Source organism: Castellaniella daejeonensis (assembly GCF_039523555.1).
Classification (GTDB): Bacteria; Pseudomonadota; Gammaproteobacteria; order Burkholderiales; family Burkholderiaceae_B; genus Castellaniella; species Castellaniella daejeonensis.
In genome coordinates this window covers 484,978-500,838 of the sequence record NZ_BAAAFN010000015.1, presented here as the reverse complement: position 1 = coordinate 500,838, position 15,861 = coordinate 484,978, and the positions used below count along the sequence as shown (strand labels likewise).

Genomic DNA, 15,861 nt, shown 5'->3' with positions numbered 1-15,861 from the left:
TTCGTAGGGTCCGGCGGCCGTGAAGGCGCCACCCTGGTAGATCCTGTCGGGATCGTCGGCCGGCGGCTCCGGCTGGCGCTCGATCTCGGCGCGGAACACTTCGGAGCTGTCCTGCGGGACATAGCCCAGGATGGCCGCCCCGCTGTTGTCCCACCAGCTGTCGCGGTTGTCCGACACGCCATAGACCACGGTATGCCCCACCCCCGGGGTGAACAGGCCGCGCCGCACGAGATCCGTCAGGTCGCGGTAGCTGAGCCAGGTGTGCATCATCCGCCGGTTGCGCGGCTGCGGAAAGGACGAGCCGATGCGCACGCTGACCGTCTCGATCCCGTAGCGGTCGTGGTAGAAGGACGCCAGATCCTCGCCGAAGGACTTAGACAGGCCGTAGTACCCATCGGGACGGCGCGGCGACCGGCTATCCAGGCGCACGCCCTGGCGATGGAAGCCGATCACGTGATTGGAACTGGCGAACACGACGCGGCGCGTGCCGTGCCGGCGGGCAGCCTCGTAAAGATGATACGTGCCGCGGATATTCGCTTCGATGACCTCCTCGAAGGGTCGCTCCACCGAGATTCCGCCCAGGTGCACGACGGCATCGACGCCATCCAGGAGCGCATCGACGGCATCCTTGTCCGCCAGATCGCAGGGCACGACTTCTTCGTGCGGCCCTTCCGCCGGCGCCATCGCCGCGATGTCGGACAGCCGCAGGACCCGCGCATAAGGCCGCAGCGTCTCGCGCAACACCTTGCCCAGGCCCCCGGCGGCGCCGGTCAGGAGGATGCGGCCGTAGGGCTGGAAAACGCCGGAATCTTCAGTCATGCCTGCTTCCTTGGATCAGAGCGCCTCGATCAGTGCGCGCAGCGCGTCTTCTTCCTGCGGATCCAGGTCCACCAGGGGCGGACGCACCGGACCGGAAGAACGGCCGATGATGCGCGTGCCGGCCTTGACGATGCTGACGGCATAGCCGGGCTTGCGGTTGCGGATCTCGAGCAGCGGCAGGAAGAAAGTATCCAGCAGGTGGCCGACCGTGGCGTCGTCCCCAGTCTTCACGGCCTGGTAGAAGTGCATGGCCATTTCGGGGACGAAATTGAACACCGCCGAAGAATACACCGGCACGCCCATCGCACGGTATGCCTGGGCAAAGACTTCCGCCGTGGGCAGGCCACCCAGATAGGCGAAACGATCGCCCAGGCGCCGGCGCACGCGCACCATGTGCTCGACGTTACCCACGCCGTCCTTGAAGCCGATCAGGTTCGGGCATTGCTCGGCCAGCTGCTCCAGCAGCGCAGGCGACAGGCGGCACTGGCCGCGGTGGTAGATCAGCACGCCGATGTCCACCGAGTCGCAAACCTCGCGCACGTGGCGGGCAATGCCTTCCTGAGGCGCATCGGTCAGGTAGTGCGGCATGAGCAGGATGCCCGCCGCGCCCTTGCGCTGGGCTTCCTGTGCGAACGCGATCGCCGTGCGGGTCGGGCCGCCCGCGCCCGCCAGGATCGGCGTGTGCCCCTGGCAGGTGCGCACGGCCGTGTCCACCACCCGGGAGAACTCGTCCAGTGTCAGCGAGAAATATTCGCCCGTGCCCCCCGCGGCGAACAGGGCGCGAGCGCCGTAGGGCATCAGCCATTCCAGGCGGGCCTGGTAGCCCTTGGGGTCGAAGTTTCCTCCGGCGTCGAAATCCGTGACGGGGAAAGACAGCAACCCGTCCCTCAGGATTTCCTTCAATTCCTGGCAAGTCGTCATATGCGTGGTGTCCTCTGATCCGGGAAGGCGTGCGTCACCCCTTCCTCATTCGTTCATGTCGTACGTTATCATATGACATCAGACGACAAGCAACAAGAGGGATCCCCGCCGGACTAGCGTATACCCTTACATATGCTTTACTTGTGTGGTCATTTCGCCAAGAAGCCGGGAAATGGCCAGGTCATTTCATCTTATACGATGACATACCTATGAGAAGGCTCAGGCACTCTTCTCGGCGGCTTCCTGGGCGCGGCGCAGACGTTCCCTGCTGTTGGTGAGATGCATGCGCATGGCGGCCCGCGCCGCATCCGGATCCTTGCGGACGATGGCGTTGTAGATGTCCTCGTGCTCGACATGGACGCGGCCCAGGTAGCTGGCCCGATCGTCTTCCGCCAGGGCTGCCGAATCGATGCGCGTCCGGGGAATGATCGACTTGCCCAGCTGCTTGAGGATGTCGTGGAAATAGCGGTTGCCCGTGGCCGTGGCCACTGCCAGGTGGAAAGCGACGTCCGAGACCACCGCATTGCCGGTCTTCTTGCGCACGTGCTCGGCGAATTCATCCAGGATGGCGCGCATCTGCTGCACCTGGGCTTCCGTGCGCCGCAAGGCGGCCAGCCCCGCCGCCTCGGTTTCCAGGCTGAGCCGCAATTCCAGGATCGCCAGGACGTCCAGCATGGTCAGGATGTTTTCCGTGCGGATCCGCAGTTGCTGCTCGTTGCGGGGTTCGAGCAGGAAAGTCCCGATACCGTGCCGGGTCTCGACCAGACCGGCGGCCTGCAGGCGCGAGATGGCTTCGCGGATGACGGTGCGGCTGACCCCGAAGGACTCCATCAGCGCGGACTCGGTCGGCAGCTTTTCGCCGACGTGGAATTCGCCGTGGCGGATGCGCTCGGACAGCGCGGCCACGACATTCTGGGTGAGATTTCGCGAACGGCGGGCGGGGACGGAGGCCATGGAACGAAGACTATGAATTCGGACGATTCATGATACTGCATTCCCGAAGAGATAACTCATACGACGACATATTATTGATTGTTCAAGAAAGCGGGGAAACTCATCCAATCTGCTCCACACAAAGGTCTACGCCTATCGATACAGATCGATTGTCAGTATAAACCTCTAGTTGTATGATGAGATAATTACAAGGAGACTCTTCGTGCATCCCGCCAGACCGACCGTCCAGGTTCCCCGCATGATCCGCATGCGCGAGGGCGACAATGTCGCCATCGTCGCCAACGACCGAGGGCTGCCCGCTGGCGCCCGCATCCCCGACGGCCCGACCCTGCTCGAAGCCATCCCCCAAGGCCACAAAGTCGCCCTGTGCGACATTCCCGAAGACGGGGCCATCGTCCGCTACGGCGTCGTCATCGGCCATGCGACCCGGCCGCTGCCCGCCGGCAGCTGGGTCTACGAGGCCGTGATGCGCATGCCGCCGGCGCCCTCTCTCGACGCCCTGCCCATCTGCACTGCCCCCGTCCCCGACCTGGAACCCCTGTCCGGCCACACCTTCCAGGGCTACCGCAATGCCGACGGTTCGGTGGGCACTCGCAACATCCTGGCCATCGCCATGACGGTGCAATGCGTGGCCGGGGTGGCGGACATCGCCCTGGACCGCATCCGCCGCGAATTGCTGCCCCGCTATCCGAACGTGGACGGCGTCGTGGCGCTGCACCACGGTTACGGTTGCGGCGTGGCCATCGATGCGCCAGGCGCCTCCATCCCGGTGAAGACCCTGCGCCACATCGCACAGAATCCGAACTTCGGGGGAGAAGTCATGCTGGTCAGCCTGGGCTGCGAAAAGCTGCAGCCCGAACGCCTGATGCCGGAACGCTTCCAGGACCGCGGCGCAGCGCACCCGGACCTGGTGCGCCTGCAGGACGAGCGGCACGTCGGCTTCGGCAGCATGATCGACGACATCCTGGCGATGGCGGAAATCCACCTGGAACGCCTGAACCAGCGGCGCCGGGAAACCTGCCCCGCTTCGGATCTGGTGGTGGGCGTGCAGTGCGGCGGCAGCGACGCGTTCTCCGGCGCCACGGCAAATCCGGCGGTGGGCCACGCCGCCGACCTGCTGGTGCGCGCGGGCGCGACCGTGATGTTCTCCGAGGTCACCGAAGTGCGCGACGGCATCGACCAGCTGACGGCGCGCGCGGCCACGCCCAAGGTCGCCCGCGACCTGATCCGCGAGATGGCCTGGTACGACGATTACCTGCAGCGCGGACAGGCCGACCGCAGCGCAAACACCACGCCGGGCAACAAGCGCGGCGGCCTGTCGAACATCGTCGAAAAGGCCATGGGTTCGATCGTCAAGTCCGGCAGCACGCCGATCCGCGGCGTCGTGCCGCCGGGCGAGCGCGCACGGGACAAGGGGCTGCTGTACGCCGCCACCCCGGCCGGCGACTTCGTCTGCGGCACGCTGCAGCTGGCCGCAGGCATGAACGTCCACATCTTCACCACCGGGCGGGGCACACCCTACGGCCTGGCCGAAGTCCCCGTGATCAAGGTGGCCACGCGTTCGGACCTGGCGCGCCGCTGGCACGACCTGATGGACATCGACGCCGGCCGGATCGCCACCGGCGAAGCCAGCATCGAGGACCTGGGCCAGGAATTGTTCGAACGCATCCTGGATGTCGCCAGCGGACGCAAAACCTGGGCCGAGCACTGGGGCATCGTCAACGACCTGGTCCTGTTCAACCCCGGCCCGGTCACCTGACCAGGCCGGGATTCGGCGGATCGCCGCGTTGGTTCGCCTCGCCGTGCAACAGCACTGTCTTCGGCTTCCCGCCTTGCGCTCCCCCGAATCCAGATCCGGCGTTCAGAAGCGCGGTGCCTTGCCGCTCCAGTCGGGCTGGTACTTGCGCATCTGGGCGGCATCGTCCCGCGAGCGGATGCCGCAGGACAGGTACTGCTCGTGCAGCCGCGCCAGGGCGTCCTGGTCGATCTCCAGGCCGAGCCCGGGCGCGTCGCCCAGCACGATGGCGCCTTCATGGAAGCTCAGGTGCCCGCCCGCCACGACTTCCTCGTCGGGATCCAGCCAGGGATAGTGCGTGTCGCAGGCGTAGCTCAGGGTCGGCACGCTGGCGGCCACGTGCGCCATGGCCATCAGGCTGATGCCCAGGTGCGAGTTGGAATGCATGGACAACCCCATGCCGAACACTTCGCACATGCGCGCCAGCAACTGCGTATCCCGCAGCCCGCCCCAGTAATGGTGGTCCGACAGGATGATCTGGCAGCCGTTGGCCGCGACATTGTCGCGGAACTGCGCCATGTCGGTCACCACCATGTTCGTCGCCAGCGGCATGCCGGTCGCCTCATGCAGCGCCGCCATGTCCGACAGCGTCGGGCAGGGATCCTCGTAGTATTCCAGCAGACCGTCCAGCCGCCTGCCCATCTCGATCGCCGTGGCCAGGGACCAGTTGCCGTTGGGGTCGATGCGCAGGGGCATGCCGGGGAAGCGGGCCGCCAGCGCCCGGACGCATTCGACTTCCTGCTCGGGCTCCAGCACCCCGCCCTTGAGCTTGATGCTCTGGAACCCGTACCGGCCGATCATGGTTTCCGCCTGGGCCACCAGTTGCGCGGGCGTCAGGGTCTCGCCCCAGGCATCGTCGGGATAGGACGCATCGACGTGGCGGGCATACTTGAAGAACAGATAGGCGCTGAACGGCACGGCATCGCGGGCGCGTCCGCCCAGCAGGTCCACCAGCGGCGCGCCCAGGTGGCGGGCCTGCATGTCCATCAGGGCGACTTCCAGCGCGGAATAGAGCTTCTGGACGTTCTTGGCCGGATCGGTTCCGGGAGCGAGCTTGTAGGCCGTGTTGGCGCTGACCTGGGTGCGGTTCACGGTATCCTGGACACGGCGCCGCAGGCCGTTCAGGTCGAAGGGATCCAGGCCGATCAGGCTCGGCTGCAAGGCCTGCAGCAGTTCGATGATGGGCGCGTCGCCATAGGTTTCGCCCAGCCCGATCACGCCGGTGTCGCTTTCCAGCTCGATGATGGTGCGCAGCGCGTAAGGCTCGTGGATGCCGGCCGCGTTCAGCAGCGGAGGGTCCTTGAATGCGATGGGCGTGATCTTGACAGTCTTCAGTTTCATGGTGAGGCCTTGCGGGGACGGAAAGAAATCATGTTGTCATATGACATGTGGACTGTAGTTTCACCAGGAAATCCAGGACACTAGGGAATATACTGATTCGCAACCTCATATGCCGTTTTTATTCTTAAAAATCAATTTATTGGATTAATTATCGAATTTATTCCGGCATTGTGCGAACGCCCTCAGATGCAAAAAAATGTTGTCCTCCGGACCCATCAACTTATATGATGACTTACGAGAAGAACGGTTCGAGCATTCGGACCGAGGCCGAACCGGGCGCCGCAGCCCGCCGGCTCCTTCCGCGCACAGGCGAACACCCTAGGAGACAATTCATGAAAGGCATCAAGCAGTCCCCGCGACTGGGACGATTCCACGTGCTGGCAGGCGCCCTGGCCCTGACCGGTGCCGCCCTGTCGGCTCACGCCGCCCCCGTCACGCTGAACGTCGTCGACGTCGCCGGCAACCTGGCCCTCACGCAGAAGGCCATGGAAGCCTTCCGCGACCAGAACCCCGACCTGGTCTCGAACATCACTTTCACCAACGCGCCCTCGCCGCAGCTGCCCGGCAAGATCAAGGCCATGCAGAAGGCCGGCCGTTCGGACATCGACCTGGTCCTGACCGGCACCGACGCCCTGGCCGCCGGCATCGAACAGGATCTCTGGCTGAAGCTGCTGCCCGACCACGAAGCCGAGTTCAAGGGCATCCTGAACCAGTATGCGCGCGGCCCCGCCCGCATGCAGGAACTGGCCCAGGGCTACGGCCTGGAAGTCACCTTCATGCCGGCCGGCCCGCTGCTGGAATACAACCCGGCCAAGGTCCAGAATCCGCCCAAGACCCCGGCCGAACTGCTGGCCTGGTGCAAGGCCAACCCCAACAAGCTGATCTACGCGCGCCCGGCGAACTCGGGCCCGGGCCGCACTTTCCTGATGGGCCTGCCCTACCTGCTGGGCGACAAGGATCCCTACGATCCGATCAACGGCTGGGACAAGACCTGGCAGTTCCTGAAAGAGCTGAACGAATGCGTGCCCTACTACCCCGGCGGCACCTCGGCCGTGATGAAGGAACTGGGCGAAGGCAGCCGCGACATGACGGTGACCGTCACCGGCTGGGACATCAACCCGCGCGCGCTGGGCGTGGTGCCCGCCGACTTCAAGATCCAGGCCTTCGACAACTTCACCTGGGTCAACGACGCGCACTACATGGTGATTCCCAAGGGCGTTTCGGCGGAAAAGCAGAAAGTCCTGTTCAAGCTGCTGAAGTTCATGCTCGAACCCAAGCAGCAGGCCATGACCTATGACTCCGGCTACTTCTATCCGGGCCCGGCCATCCGCGACGTACCCCTGTCCGCCGCCCCGGCCGAAAGCCAGGAAATCATCAAGAAGTTCGGCCGTCCGGAATACGACGAGCTGATCGCCCGCCGTCCCAACGCCGTGCCGCTGAATGCCAAGGCCATGGTCGAGGCCTTCCATAAATGGGACACTGAAGTCGGCGCCCTGAAGAAGTAAGCAGTCGCTTTCCCGTGAACGGCCGCCCGCCAGCCCGCACAGGGCGCGCGGGCGGCCCGATCTCCCTGGATCAAGGATCATGAATCACTCTTTTCAACAGCTGCGTCTGGATGCCGTGGGCCGGAAATTCGATACGGCCTCCGGCTCGTCGGTCGCCGCCCTGAGCGGCCTCAGCCTCGATATCCGGCGCGGCGAATTCATCGCCCTGCTGGGGCCGTCGGGCTGCGGCAAGTCGACCGCCCTGAACTGCCTGGCTGGCCTGACCTCGCTCAGCGAAGGCAGCATCTGGCTGGACGACACCCGCATCGACGTGCTGCCGCCGGAACGGCGCGGCTTCGGCATGGTGTTCCAGAACTACGCGCTGTTTCCGCATATGTCGGTGCGCGACAACGTGGGCTTCGGCCTGCGGATGCGCGGCGTGCGCAAGGACGAGATCGCCCGCCGCGTCCAGTCGGCCCTGAACCTGGTCCAGCTGGAAGGCCATGAAAACAAGCTGCCGGGCCAGTTGTCCGGCGGCCAGCAGCAGCGCGTCGCCATCGCCCGGGCCATCGTCATCGAGCCGCCCGTGATCCTGATGGACGAGCCGCTGTCGAACCTGGACGCCAAGCTGCGCATCGAGATGCGCGCGGAAATCCGCCGCATCCACCGCCAGCTGGAACGCGCCACCATCTATGTCACGCACGACCAGGACGAGGCCCTTTCGATGGCCGACCGGATCGTGGTGATGCGCACCGGCTCGGTGCAGCAGATCGGCACGCCCCGCGAGGTCTATGGCCGTCCGCGCAACCTGCACGTGGCGCGCTTCATGGGCTACCGCAACGTGGTCGATTTCCGCGTCGTGCGGCAGGTCGACGAAGACGTATCGCTCGAGCGCAGCCAGATCCAATTCAACGGCACGGCCATCGGCACCCTGAACGGACGCCAGGAAGTCGCCGTCGCCATGCGGCCCGACGACTTCCAGATCGCCGCCGCGGGCCAGGCCAACAGCATCGACGCCGTGGTCCGGACGCTGGAATTCGGCGGACGCGATTCCCTGCTGTCCGTCGCCACCGACCTGGGCGACCTGTACGTGCGCCTGCCGGGCGCATTCGCTCCGGGCGACCGCATCCGGCTGCACATTCCGGCCGACCGCGTCCTTGCCTACGCGGAGGCAGCATGAGCGCCGCATCCCTGACCGTCGCGCCGACCGGAGACCGGCGCAGCTGGCTGGTGGCGCCGGCCGTGCTGGTGCTCCTGGCCCTGTTCATCTACCCCTTCATCTATGGCGTCGTCATCTCGACGCAACCGCTGGAAGGCGGCGGCTTCTGGGCCAATTACTCGCACTTCTTCACTACGCCGTCCCAATGGGGCACGCTCTGGGTGACGCTGAAACTGGCCGTGCCGGCCACCCTGATCAACGTCGGCCTGTCCGTGCCGGTCGCCTTCGCCCTGCGCCGCAACAGCCGCGCGCAGCGCATCGTCACCACGCTGCTGGTGATCCCCATCACCCTGGGCACCGTGCTGGTGGCCGACGGCATGCTGACCTTCTACGGCCCGGCAGGCTGGTTTCCCCAGTTCCTGCAGGGCTTCCACCTGTACATGGACGAAGTGCGGCTGACCCACAATTTCTGGGGCGTGCTGATTTCCCTGGTGATTTCCGGCTTTCCCTTCGCCTTCCTGCTGACCCTGTCCTATATCTCGGGCATCGATCCGACGCTGGCCCGGGCGGCGGGCACGCTGGGCGCGGGCCCCTGGAACCAGTTCCGCCTGATCTACCTGCCCCTGCTGGTGCCGGGCCTGTCGATGGCTGCCGCGCTGTCCTTCGTCCAGGCCTTCGCCGTGTTTCCGTCGGCCATCCTGCTGGGTGCGCCTGCCGGCCCGACGCGGGTGATCTCCATCGCCGCCTATGAGGCGGCCTTCGAACAATACGACTACGGCATGGCCTCGGCCATCGCCATCGTCATGGGATTCGTGCAGCTGCTCATCGTCTGCGCGATCTTCGCATTCCGGCGAGCCTTCTACAGCGGGCCAGCCACCAGCGGCAAGGGTTGATGATCATGAGCACCGCCAACACTCTCCCGACTTCCCGGTCCACCGGCCTGCCTGCCTCGCCCGCGCGGCGCTGGGGCTGGCTGTGGCGCGCCACGATCTGGACGGTCATGGGTTTCTTCCTGCTGAACGTCGTGTTCATGATCGCCACCGTGGTGGTCAATTCGGTGGCCACGCGCTGGTTCGGCACGCCGCTGCCCGAAGGCTTCACACTATCCTGGTATGGCCGCGCCTGGGATGATTTCCAGCTCGCGCACGTCCTCGTCGTGACCCTGGAAGTCGTCGCCGCCACGGTGCTGCTGTCGATCGTGCTCGGCGTACCGGCCGCCTATGCGCTGGCGCGCGCCCAGTTCCGGGGCAAGCGCCTGGCCATGCTGCTGATCCTGCTGCCCATGATGGTGCCGCCGGTCACCTACGGCATCCCCATGGCCACGGCGATGTACCAGATCGGCGTGGGCGGCACCCTGACGGGCGTCATCCTGTCCAACCTGGTGCCCGCCCTGCCCTTCGTGATCCTGGTCATGACCCCCTTCATCGAGCAGATCGACCCCGGCCTGGAATCCGCCGCGCGGATCTTCGGCGCCAACACCTACCAGTACTTCCGCCACGTGCTGCTGCCCCTGCTGGTGCCGGGCATGCTGGCGGCAGGCCTGCTGGTGCTGGTACGGACCATCGGCATGTTCGAGCTGACCTTCTTCACCGCCGGACCGGACTCGCAGACGCTGGTGGTGGCGCTGTACTACGCGGTGTTCTCCACCGGCGTGCGCGCGCCGCAGGCGATCGACGCAATGGCCATGATCTACATGGCCATCACCCTGCTGTGGGTCCTGATCGCCCTGCGATTCGTCAGCCCGACGCAACTGGTCAGCCGCGTCAAGGAAGCGCCCCGCGAGGCATGACGGGGCAGGGACATCTTCCCCTTCTGTACGCGGCCCGGATGGATGCGTCCGGGCCGGCCTGTCTGACCCTGCGCCACGGCCCCCACCGGGCCGTGGTCGCGCCGGCAGCCGGCGGACGCATCCTGCGCTGGTCCACCGACCTGCCCGAAGGACGGCGCGACTGGCTGGCGCCGATCGGGATCGACGGCTGGCCTGCGCACGCCTGGCCCAAGGGCGGCATCTTCCCGCTGGCGCCGTTTTCCAACCGCGTGCGCGACGCCCGGCTGCACTGGGAGTCCGGCACACTGGACCTGGAAGCCCTGCCGGGCCATCCCCATGCGCTGCACGGGCAGGCACAGGCCATGCCGTGGTCGGTTCTGGACACCGGCGCCGACCACGCGGAACTGGTCCTGGACCACCCGGCCGGCTTCGGTGGCTGGCCCTGGGCCTGGCGGCTGCGCCAGACGATCCGGCTGGAGATCGCCGGCCTGCGCATCCGCCTGTCGCTGTGCAACCAGTCGGATTCCCCCATGCCCGCCGGCCTCGGCCTGCACCCCTACTTCACCGCATCCGGCGTCCGCCTGTCCGCCGCGACCGAGTGGGTCCACGAGGACGAGCTGGCACGCTTCCCGCGCCCCAACCGGTGCACGGACTGGCTCCGCGGTGACCGGACCTGGACAACGTTTCTTGGCGGCTGGGACGGCCTCGCCCGTGTAGACTGGAACTCCGGACCAGGCCTGGACCTGCACGCCGAGGGCCCGCTGGCACACCTGGTGCTGCATGCCAATGCCGGGCGCTACCTGTGCGTCGAGCCAGCCACCCACGTCTGCGATGCCGCCAACCTGCACGCAGAAGGACAATCCGGCACTGGGCTGCGCATCCTGGCGCCCGGCGAATCCCTGGACGCCGGCCTCAGGCTCGACGTCCGACCGACGACACCGGCCCGCCGCGCAGGCGGACCGGTCCCGACAGACCACTGACACGAAGGACCTCATCATGCAGATCACCGGCACCCAATTGATCGGCAGCCAGGATATTCCCGGCACCGGCGCGGAATTCCACGCCATCGACCCCGCCACGGGCGAAGCGCTGGCTCCCGCCTGGCGAGGCGCGGATGCCGGCCAGGTCGACCGGGCGGCGCGCCTGGCCGAAGCCGCGTTCGCGTCCTACCGCGAAACCGGCCTGGAGACTCGCGCCGCATTCCTGGAAGCCGTTGCCCAGTCCATCCTGGACCTGGGCGACACGCTGATCGAGCGCGCCATGCGCGAAACCGGCCTGCCGCGCGCGCGCCTCGAAGGCGAACGCGGCCGCACCGTGAACCAGCTGCGCCTGTTCGCCCGCGTGGTGCGCGACGGCGACTGGGTCGGCGCCCGCATCGACCACGCCCTGCCCGACCGCACGCCGATGCCGCGCAGCGACATCCGCCTGCGGCACATCCCGGTGGGCCCCGTGGCCGTGTTCGGCGCCAGCAACTTCCCCCTGGCTTTCTCGGTGGCGGGCGGCGATACCGCCTCGGCCCTGGCCGCCGGCGCACCGGTCGTCGTCAAGGCCCATCCCGCGCATCCCGGCACCTCGGAGCTGGTGGGCCGTGCCATCCGCAAGGCCATCCGGCAGTGCGGCCTGCACGAAGGCGTCTTTTCCCTGCTGGCGGGTCCGGGACACGAGTTGAGCCTGGCCCTGGTCGGTCACCCCTCGATCCAGGCGGTGGGCTTCACCGGTTCCCGCCAGGGCGGCCTGGCCCTGATGCGGGCCGCGGCCGCGCGCCCGGTGCCCATCCCCGTCTACGCCGAAATGAGCAGCACCAATCCGGTGTTCCTTCTGCCCGGCGCGCTGGCGGCACGCGCCGAGGACATTGCCCGGGGGTTCGTCGTCTCGCTGACGGGCAGCGCGGGCCAGCTGTGCACCAACCCGGGCCTGATCATCGGCCTGGACGGACCGGACCTGGACCGCTTCGTCCGCCTGGCCTCGGAAGGCGTGGGCGCGGCACCGGCCGCCACCATGCTGACGGCCGGCATCGCCCGGTCCTACCGCGAAGGCGTCGAGCGCCTGCATGGCCACGCGGGCGTCCAGCCCCTGGCGCGCGGCGCGGCGGGCGAAGGCCCCGCCCCCTGCCAGGCCGGCCTGGCGGAGACCACGGCCAAGGCCTTTCTTGCGGCACCGGCCGAGCTGGGCGCCGAGGTCTTCGGCGCCAGCGCCCTGATCGTGCGCTGCGCGTCCGCCGAAGACATGGCGGCCGTCGCCCGATCCCTGGAAGGCCAGCTGACGGCAACCCTGCACCTGCAGGCAGGCACCGACGATGCCCTGGTGGCCGAGCTGCTGCCGACCCTGGAGCTGAAGGCCGGCCGCATCCTGGCCAACGGTTTCCCGACCGGCGTCGAGGTGTGCGATGCGATGGTCCATGGCGGGCCGTTCCCGGCAACTTCCGACCCGCGCACCACTTCGGTCGGCACGCTGGCCATCACGCGTTTCCTGCGCCCCGTGTGCTACCAGGACATTCCCGACGGGCTGCTGCCGCCCGCCCTGCAGTCGGACAACCCCTGGGGCATAGCCCGCGCGGAACGCTAAGCCGCGCGGCCGCCATCCAGCATCAGAAGCGGGTCAGCACGCCCTCCGGCAACGGAGGGCGTTTTTCATGGACTATAGATTCTTTAAATTAGATATATAATAGTCAAACGTTCTATAAAACAGAACTATGGATATCAACCAACTCAACTTCAAGCACCTGTTCTACTTCTGGCGCGTGGCCAAGCAGGGTTCGCTGACGCACGCGGCCGAACAGATCCAGACCTCTCAATCGGCGCTTTCCACCCAGATCCGGCAGCTGGAGACACGCCTGGGCACACCCCTGTTCGACCGCCAGGGCCGCCAGCTGACGCTCACCGCAACGGGCCAGCAGGTATTCGCCTATGCCGAAAGCATCTTCGCGCTGGGGGAACAGATGCTCGAGTCGCTCGACGGCCGCGACGAAGGCACGGCCCGGGTGCGCGTGGGCAGCGTCTCGACCATGTCGCGCAATTTCCAGGCCAACTGGCTGCGACCCCTGCTGCGGGATCCGAAGGTCGTGCTCTCCGTGGAATCCGGTTCCCTGCAGGTCCTGGTGGAACGCCTGCTGCGCCGCGAACTGGACGTGGTCCTGGCCAATCAGCCCGTTTCATCCGATCCGGCCCGCCCGGTGTCCTCGCGATTCCTCGGCAGCCAGGGCATTTCGCTCGTCGGCCGTGCCGACCGCTGGTCCGGCACCGCGCTGCGGGTGCCGGAAGACCTGGACGCAGTCGAGATGGCCATGCCCAGCGTGCGCCACGGCGTGCGCCTGCAGTTCGACGCCCTGTGCTTCTCGGCCGGCGTGCAGCCCAGGCTGCGCGCCGAGATCGACGACATGACGATGCTGCGGCTGATCGCGCGCGACAGCGGCTGGATCACCGTACTGCCGGAAGTGGTCGTGCAGGACGAACTGCATTCGGGCGAGCTGGTGCATGTCGGCGAATCCCCGCAGCTGACCGAGCACTTCTACGCCATCACGGTGCAGCACGGCCAGCTGGCGGATCCGCTTGCCCAGTTGCTCTCGCGCGAAGCGGCGGGCGACATCTTCACCGACACATCCGACCCCATCCAACCCACAAGGATCTCATCGTGTTCCCTCAACGATTGACCGACGGCTACCGCTCCTTCCTGCAAGGTCGGCTCGCCACCGAACGCGCACGCTACCTGGAACTGGCCGAAAAGGGCCAGCATCCGGACATCATGGTGATCAGCTGCGGCGATTCACGCGTGGCCCCCGAGACCATCTTCGACGCAGGCCCGGGTGAAATGTTCGTGGTGCGCAACATCGCCGGCATCGTCCCGCCCTGCGACGAGGATCCGGAAACCGCATTCCACGGCACCAGCGCGTGCGTGGAATTCGCCGTCAACGCCCTGGAGGTCGGCCACATCGTGGTCATGGGGCACGCGAGCTGCGGCGGCGTGGCCGCCTATGCCAACCAGGCAGCCCCCCTGTCCAAGCGCGACTTCATCGGCAAATGGATGTCCCAGATCAAGCCCGTGGCCGAAGCGGTCGGCCCCTGCACGGGCGACCGCGCCGAATGGATCCGCAGGATGGAATGGGGCGTGGTGGAATACAGCATGCGCAACCTGACGACCTTCCCCGCCGTGCGCGAACGCGTCGAGGCCGGGACGCTCGCCATCCACGGCGCGTACTTCGGCGTGGCGACGGGCGTGCTGTTCGTGCGCAATCCGCAGACCGGCCGCTTCGAGCCCTACGCCGAATCCTGATCCGGGCGGCGATCCGGGTCGGGCCGCCAGTCCAACGCCCAGAGGCCGCTGCGGACATTCTGCAGCCACAGCAGACAAGTCAGCGTCTTGGCATCGGTCGCCGCGCCATCGCGCGCGGCATCGAGCAGCGCCTGGTCGGACAGGATGTCCACATCGAGGAACTCATCCGCGTCCAGATGCCGTTCGCCCGCCGCCAGGCCGCGGGCAAAGAACACGTGGATGATCTCGGTGGAATAGGCGATGGCCAGGTGCATGCCCCCGGCATGGGCCCATTCCCGCGCCACATAGCCGGTTTCCTCGCGCAACTCGCGCCGTGCGCAGGCCCAGGGATCCTCGCCCGGATCGAGCTTTCCGGCCGGAAACTCCGTCATGACGCGACCCACGGGATAGCGGAACTGGCGCTCGACCAGCACATGGCGCTCGTCGAGCAGGGGAATCACCACCACCGCGCCCGGGTGCACGATGTACTCGCGCGTCGAGATGCCGCCGTCGGGCATGCGCACCGTATCGCGGCGCGCCTTCAGGAAATCCCCCTCGCAGAGGATTTCGCCGTGGATCTTGGTCTCGGTCAGGTGGTCGTGGGAAATATCGGTCATGGCTTCATGCTGGAGTCGGAGAACCCGGGGCCTCGGGCCGCGGCGCTGCCTTCATCATACGGCGCGGCGCACCGGATCAGAAGACGGGCCCGCCCGGCCCCATCCGCTCGGCGCGCCAGTCCCGCGCCGCCAGGGCCAGCTCGCCCCAGGTACGAAGGCCGCGGCGCTGCGCACACCGCAGCACCACGAGCGCCAGTTCCGCGGTCAGCATGGCATCGGCGACGGCGGCATGCCGGGCCTGCGTGGCAAGCCCGAACGCCGCAGCCCACGCATCCAGTCCGGCACCCGGACCGGCCCGTTCGGGGAACAGCATCGGTGCCAGCACCGCCAGATCCATCACCTCGCCGTCCCAGCGCATGCCCAGATGCGCCTTGACGGCACGGGCCAGCAATGCGCGGTCGAAACCGGCATGGAAGGCCAGCCACACCGCATCGCCCGCGAAGTCCAGCAGGCCGGCCAGGGCGTCGCGCGGCGACACGCCGCGCTCGAGATCGGCCCGCGTCAGGCCATGAAACAAGCGGCTGACGAGCCCCAGCGGCCCCGGCGCACGCACGACCCGTTCGTACTGGCGGTCCAGCGGAATCGCCAGATCCTCGATGCGGACCGCGCCGATGGACAGGATGCGGTCCCTGCGCGGATCCAGGCCGCTCGCCTCCAGGTCGAAGACGACGGCCGGGTGGCTGCAGAAATCCCGGTCGCGCCAGGTTTCCCGTTTCATCCGCATGGCCGCCTGCGCGCCCGCCCGGCGGCGCAAG

At 67.1% G+C, this 15,861-nt stretch carries 14 protein-coding genes and 1 pseudogene; 9 read left to right on the top strand and 6 right to left on the bottom strand.

What is annotated here, in order from left to right:
• Positions 1-3: 3 nt before the first annotated feature.
• The 3 genes and pseudogenes from ABD022_RS12010 to ABD022_RS12000 all read right to left on the bottom strand — a co-directional run.
• Positions 4-819, bottom strand: a pseudogene (locus tag ABD022_RS12010) (NAD-dependent epimerase/dehydratase family protein); the annotation flags it as partial.
• 15 nt (positions 820-834) lie between these two features.
• On the bottom strand, positions 835-1,740 hold the full coding sequence (gene kdgD, locus ABD022_RS12005; protein WP_325124593.1) for a 5-dehydro-4-deoxyglucarate dehydratase: 906 nt from the start codon (positions 1,738-1,740) through the stop codon (positions 835-837).
• A gap of 219 nt (positions 1,741-1,959) precedes the next feature.
• Positions 1,960-2,694 (bottom strand): FadR/GntR family transcriptional regulator, encoded by a 735-nt coding sequence (locus tag ABD022_RS12000; RefSeq protein ID WP_325124592.1) that lies wholly within the window; start codon positions 2,692-2,694, stop codon positions 1,960-1,962.
• Between the two features lie 238 nt (positions 2,695-2,932).
• Between ABD022_RS12000 and garD the strand changes: the two genes are divergently transcribed.
• Positions 2,933-4,453, top strand: a complete 1,521-nt coding sequence (garD, locus tag ABD022_RS11995) for a galactarate dehydratase (protein WP_325124601.1) — start codon at positions 2,933-2,935, stop codon at positions 4,451-4,453.
• Positions 4,454-4,555: 102 nt separating this feature from the next.
• On the opposite strand, the gene ABD022_RS11990 is transcribed toward garD, so the two are convergent.
• Positions 4,556-5,830, bottom strand: a complete 1,275-nt coding sequence (locus ABD022_RS11990) for a glucarate dehydratase family protein (RefSeq protein ID WP_325124591.1) — start codon at positions 5,828-5,830, stop codon at positions 4,556-4,558.
• A gap of 332 nt (positions 5,831-6,162) precedes the next feature.
• Between ABD022_RS11990 and ABD022_RS11985 the strand changes: the two genes are divergently transcribed.
• From ABD022_RS11985 to ABD022_RS11950, 8 genes are all read left to right on the top strand, one after another.
• Complete coding sequence (locus ABD022_RS11985; protein ID WP_325124590.1) at positions 6,163-7,335, top strand: extracellular solute-binding protein; 1,173 nt, start codon at positions 6,163-6,165, stop codon at positions 7,333-7,335.
• A gap of 79 nt (positions 7,336-7,414) precedes the next feature.
• Positions 7,415-8,494 carry an ABC transporter ATP-binding protein gene (locus ABD022_RS11980; protein WP_325124589.1) on the top strand — a complete coding sequence of 360 codons (1,080 nt, stop codon included), beginning with the start codon at positions 7,415-7,417 and terminating at the stop codon, positions 8,492-8,494.
• Positions 8,491-9,366, top strand: a complete 876-nt coding sequence (locus ABD022_RS11975) for an ABC transporter permease (RefSeq protein WP_325124588.1) — start codon at positions 8,491-8,493, stop codon at positions 9,364-9,366. Before ABD022_RS11980 ends, ABD022_RS11975 begins: the two co-directional genes overlap by 4 nt.
• Positions 9,367-9,371: 5 nt before the next feature.
• Positions 9,372-10,262 carry an ABC transporter permease gene (locus ABD022_RS11970; protein ID WP_414647418.1) on the top strand — a complete coding sequence of 297 codons (891 nt, stop codon included), beginning with the start codon at positions 9,372-9,374 and terminating at the stop codon, positions 10,260-10,262.
• 38 nt (positions 10,263-10,300) lie between these two features.
• The gene (locus tag ABD022_RS11965; protein ID WP_325124586.1) at positions 10,301-11,221 is read left to right on the top strand and encodes an aldose epimerase family protein; all 921 of its coding nucleotides are present in this window, start codon (positions 10,301-10,303) and stop codon (positions 11,219-11,221) included.
• 16 nt (positions 11,222-11,237) lie between these two features.
• Positions 11,238-12,806, top strand: coding sequence for an aldehyde dehydrogenase (NADP(+)) (locus ABD022_RS11960; RefSeq protein WP_325124585.1), 1,569 nt, complete (start codon positions 11,238-11,240; stop codon positions 12,804-12,806).
• 127 nt (positions 12,807-12,933) lie between these two features.
• Positions 12,934-13,890 carry a LysR family transcriptional regulator gene (locus ABD022_RS11955; protein ID WP_325124584.1) on the top strand — a complete coding sequence of 319 codons (957 nt, stop codon included), beginning with the start codon at positions 12,934-12,936 and terminating at the stop codon, positions 13,888-13,890.
• Positions 13,872-14,510: a carbonic anhydrase gene (locus tag ABD022_RS11950; protein ID WP_325124583.1), complete on the top strand. Its 639-nt coding sequence runs from the start codon at positions 13,872-13,874 to the stop codon at positions 14,508-14,510. The genes ABD022_RS11955 and ABD022_RS11950 overlap by 19 nt, the downstream gene beginning before the upstream one ends.
• Here ABD022_RS11950 and ABD022_RS11945 read toward each other — a convergent pair.
• Complete coding sequence (locus ABD022_RS11945) at positions 14,495-15,106, bottom strand: NUDIX hydrolase (RefSeq protein WP_325124582.1); 612 nt, start codon at positions 15,104-15,106, stop codon at positions 14,495-14,497. The genes ABD022_RS11950 and ABD022_RS11945 overlap by 16 nt on opposite strands.
• 76 nt (positions 15,107-15,182) lie before the next feature.
• Positions 15,183-15,824 carry a 3'-5' exonuclease gene (locus ABD022_RS11940; protein ID WP_343821452.1) on the bottom strand — a complete coding sequence of 214 codons (642 nt, stop codon included), beginning with the start codon at positions 15,822-15,824 and terminating at the stop codon, positions 15,183-15,185.
• Positions 15,825-15,861 lie beyond the last annotated feature (37 nt).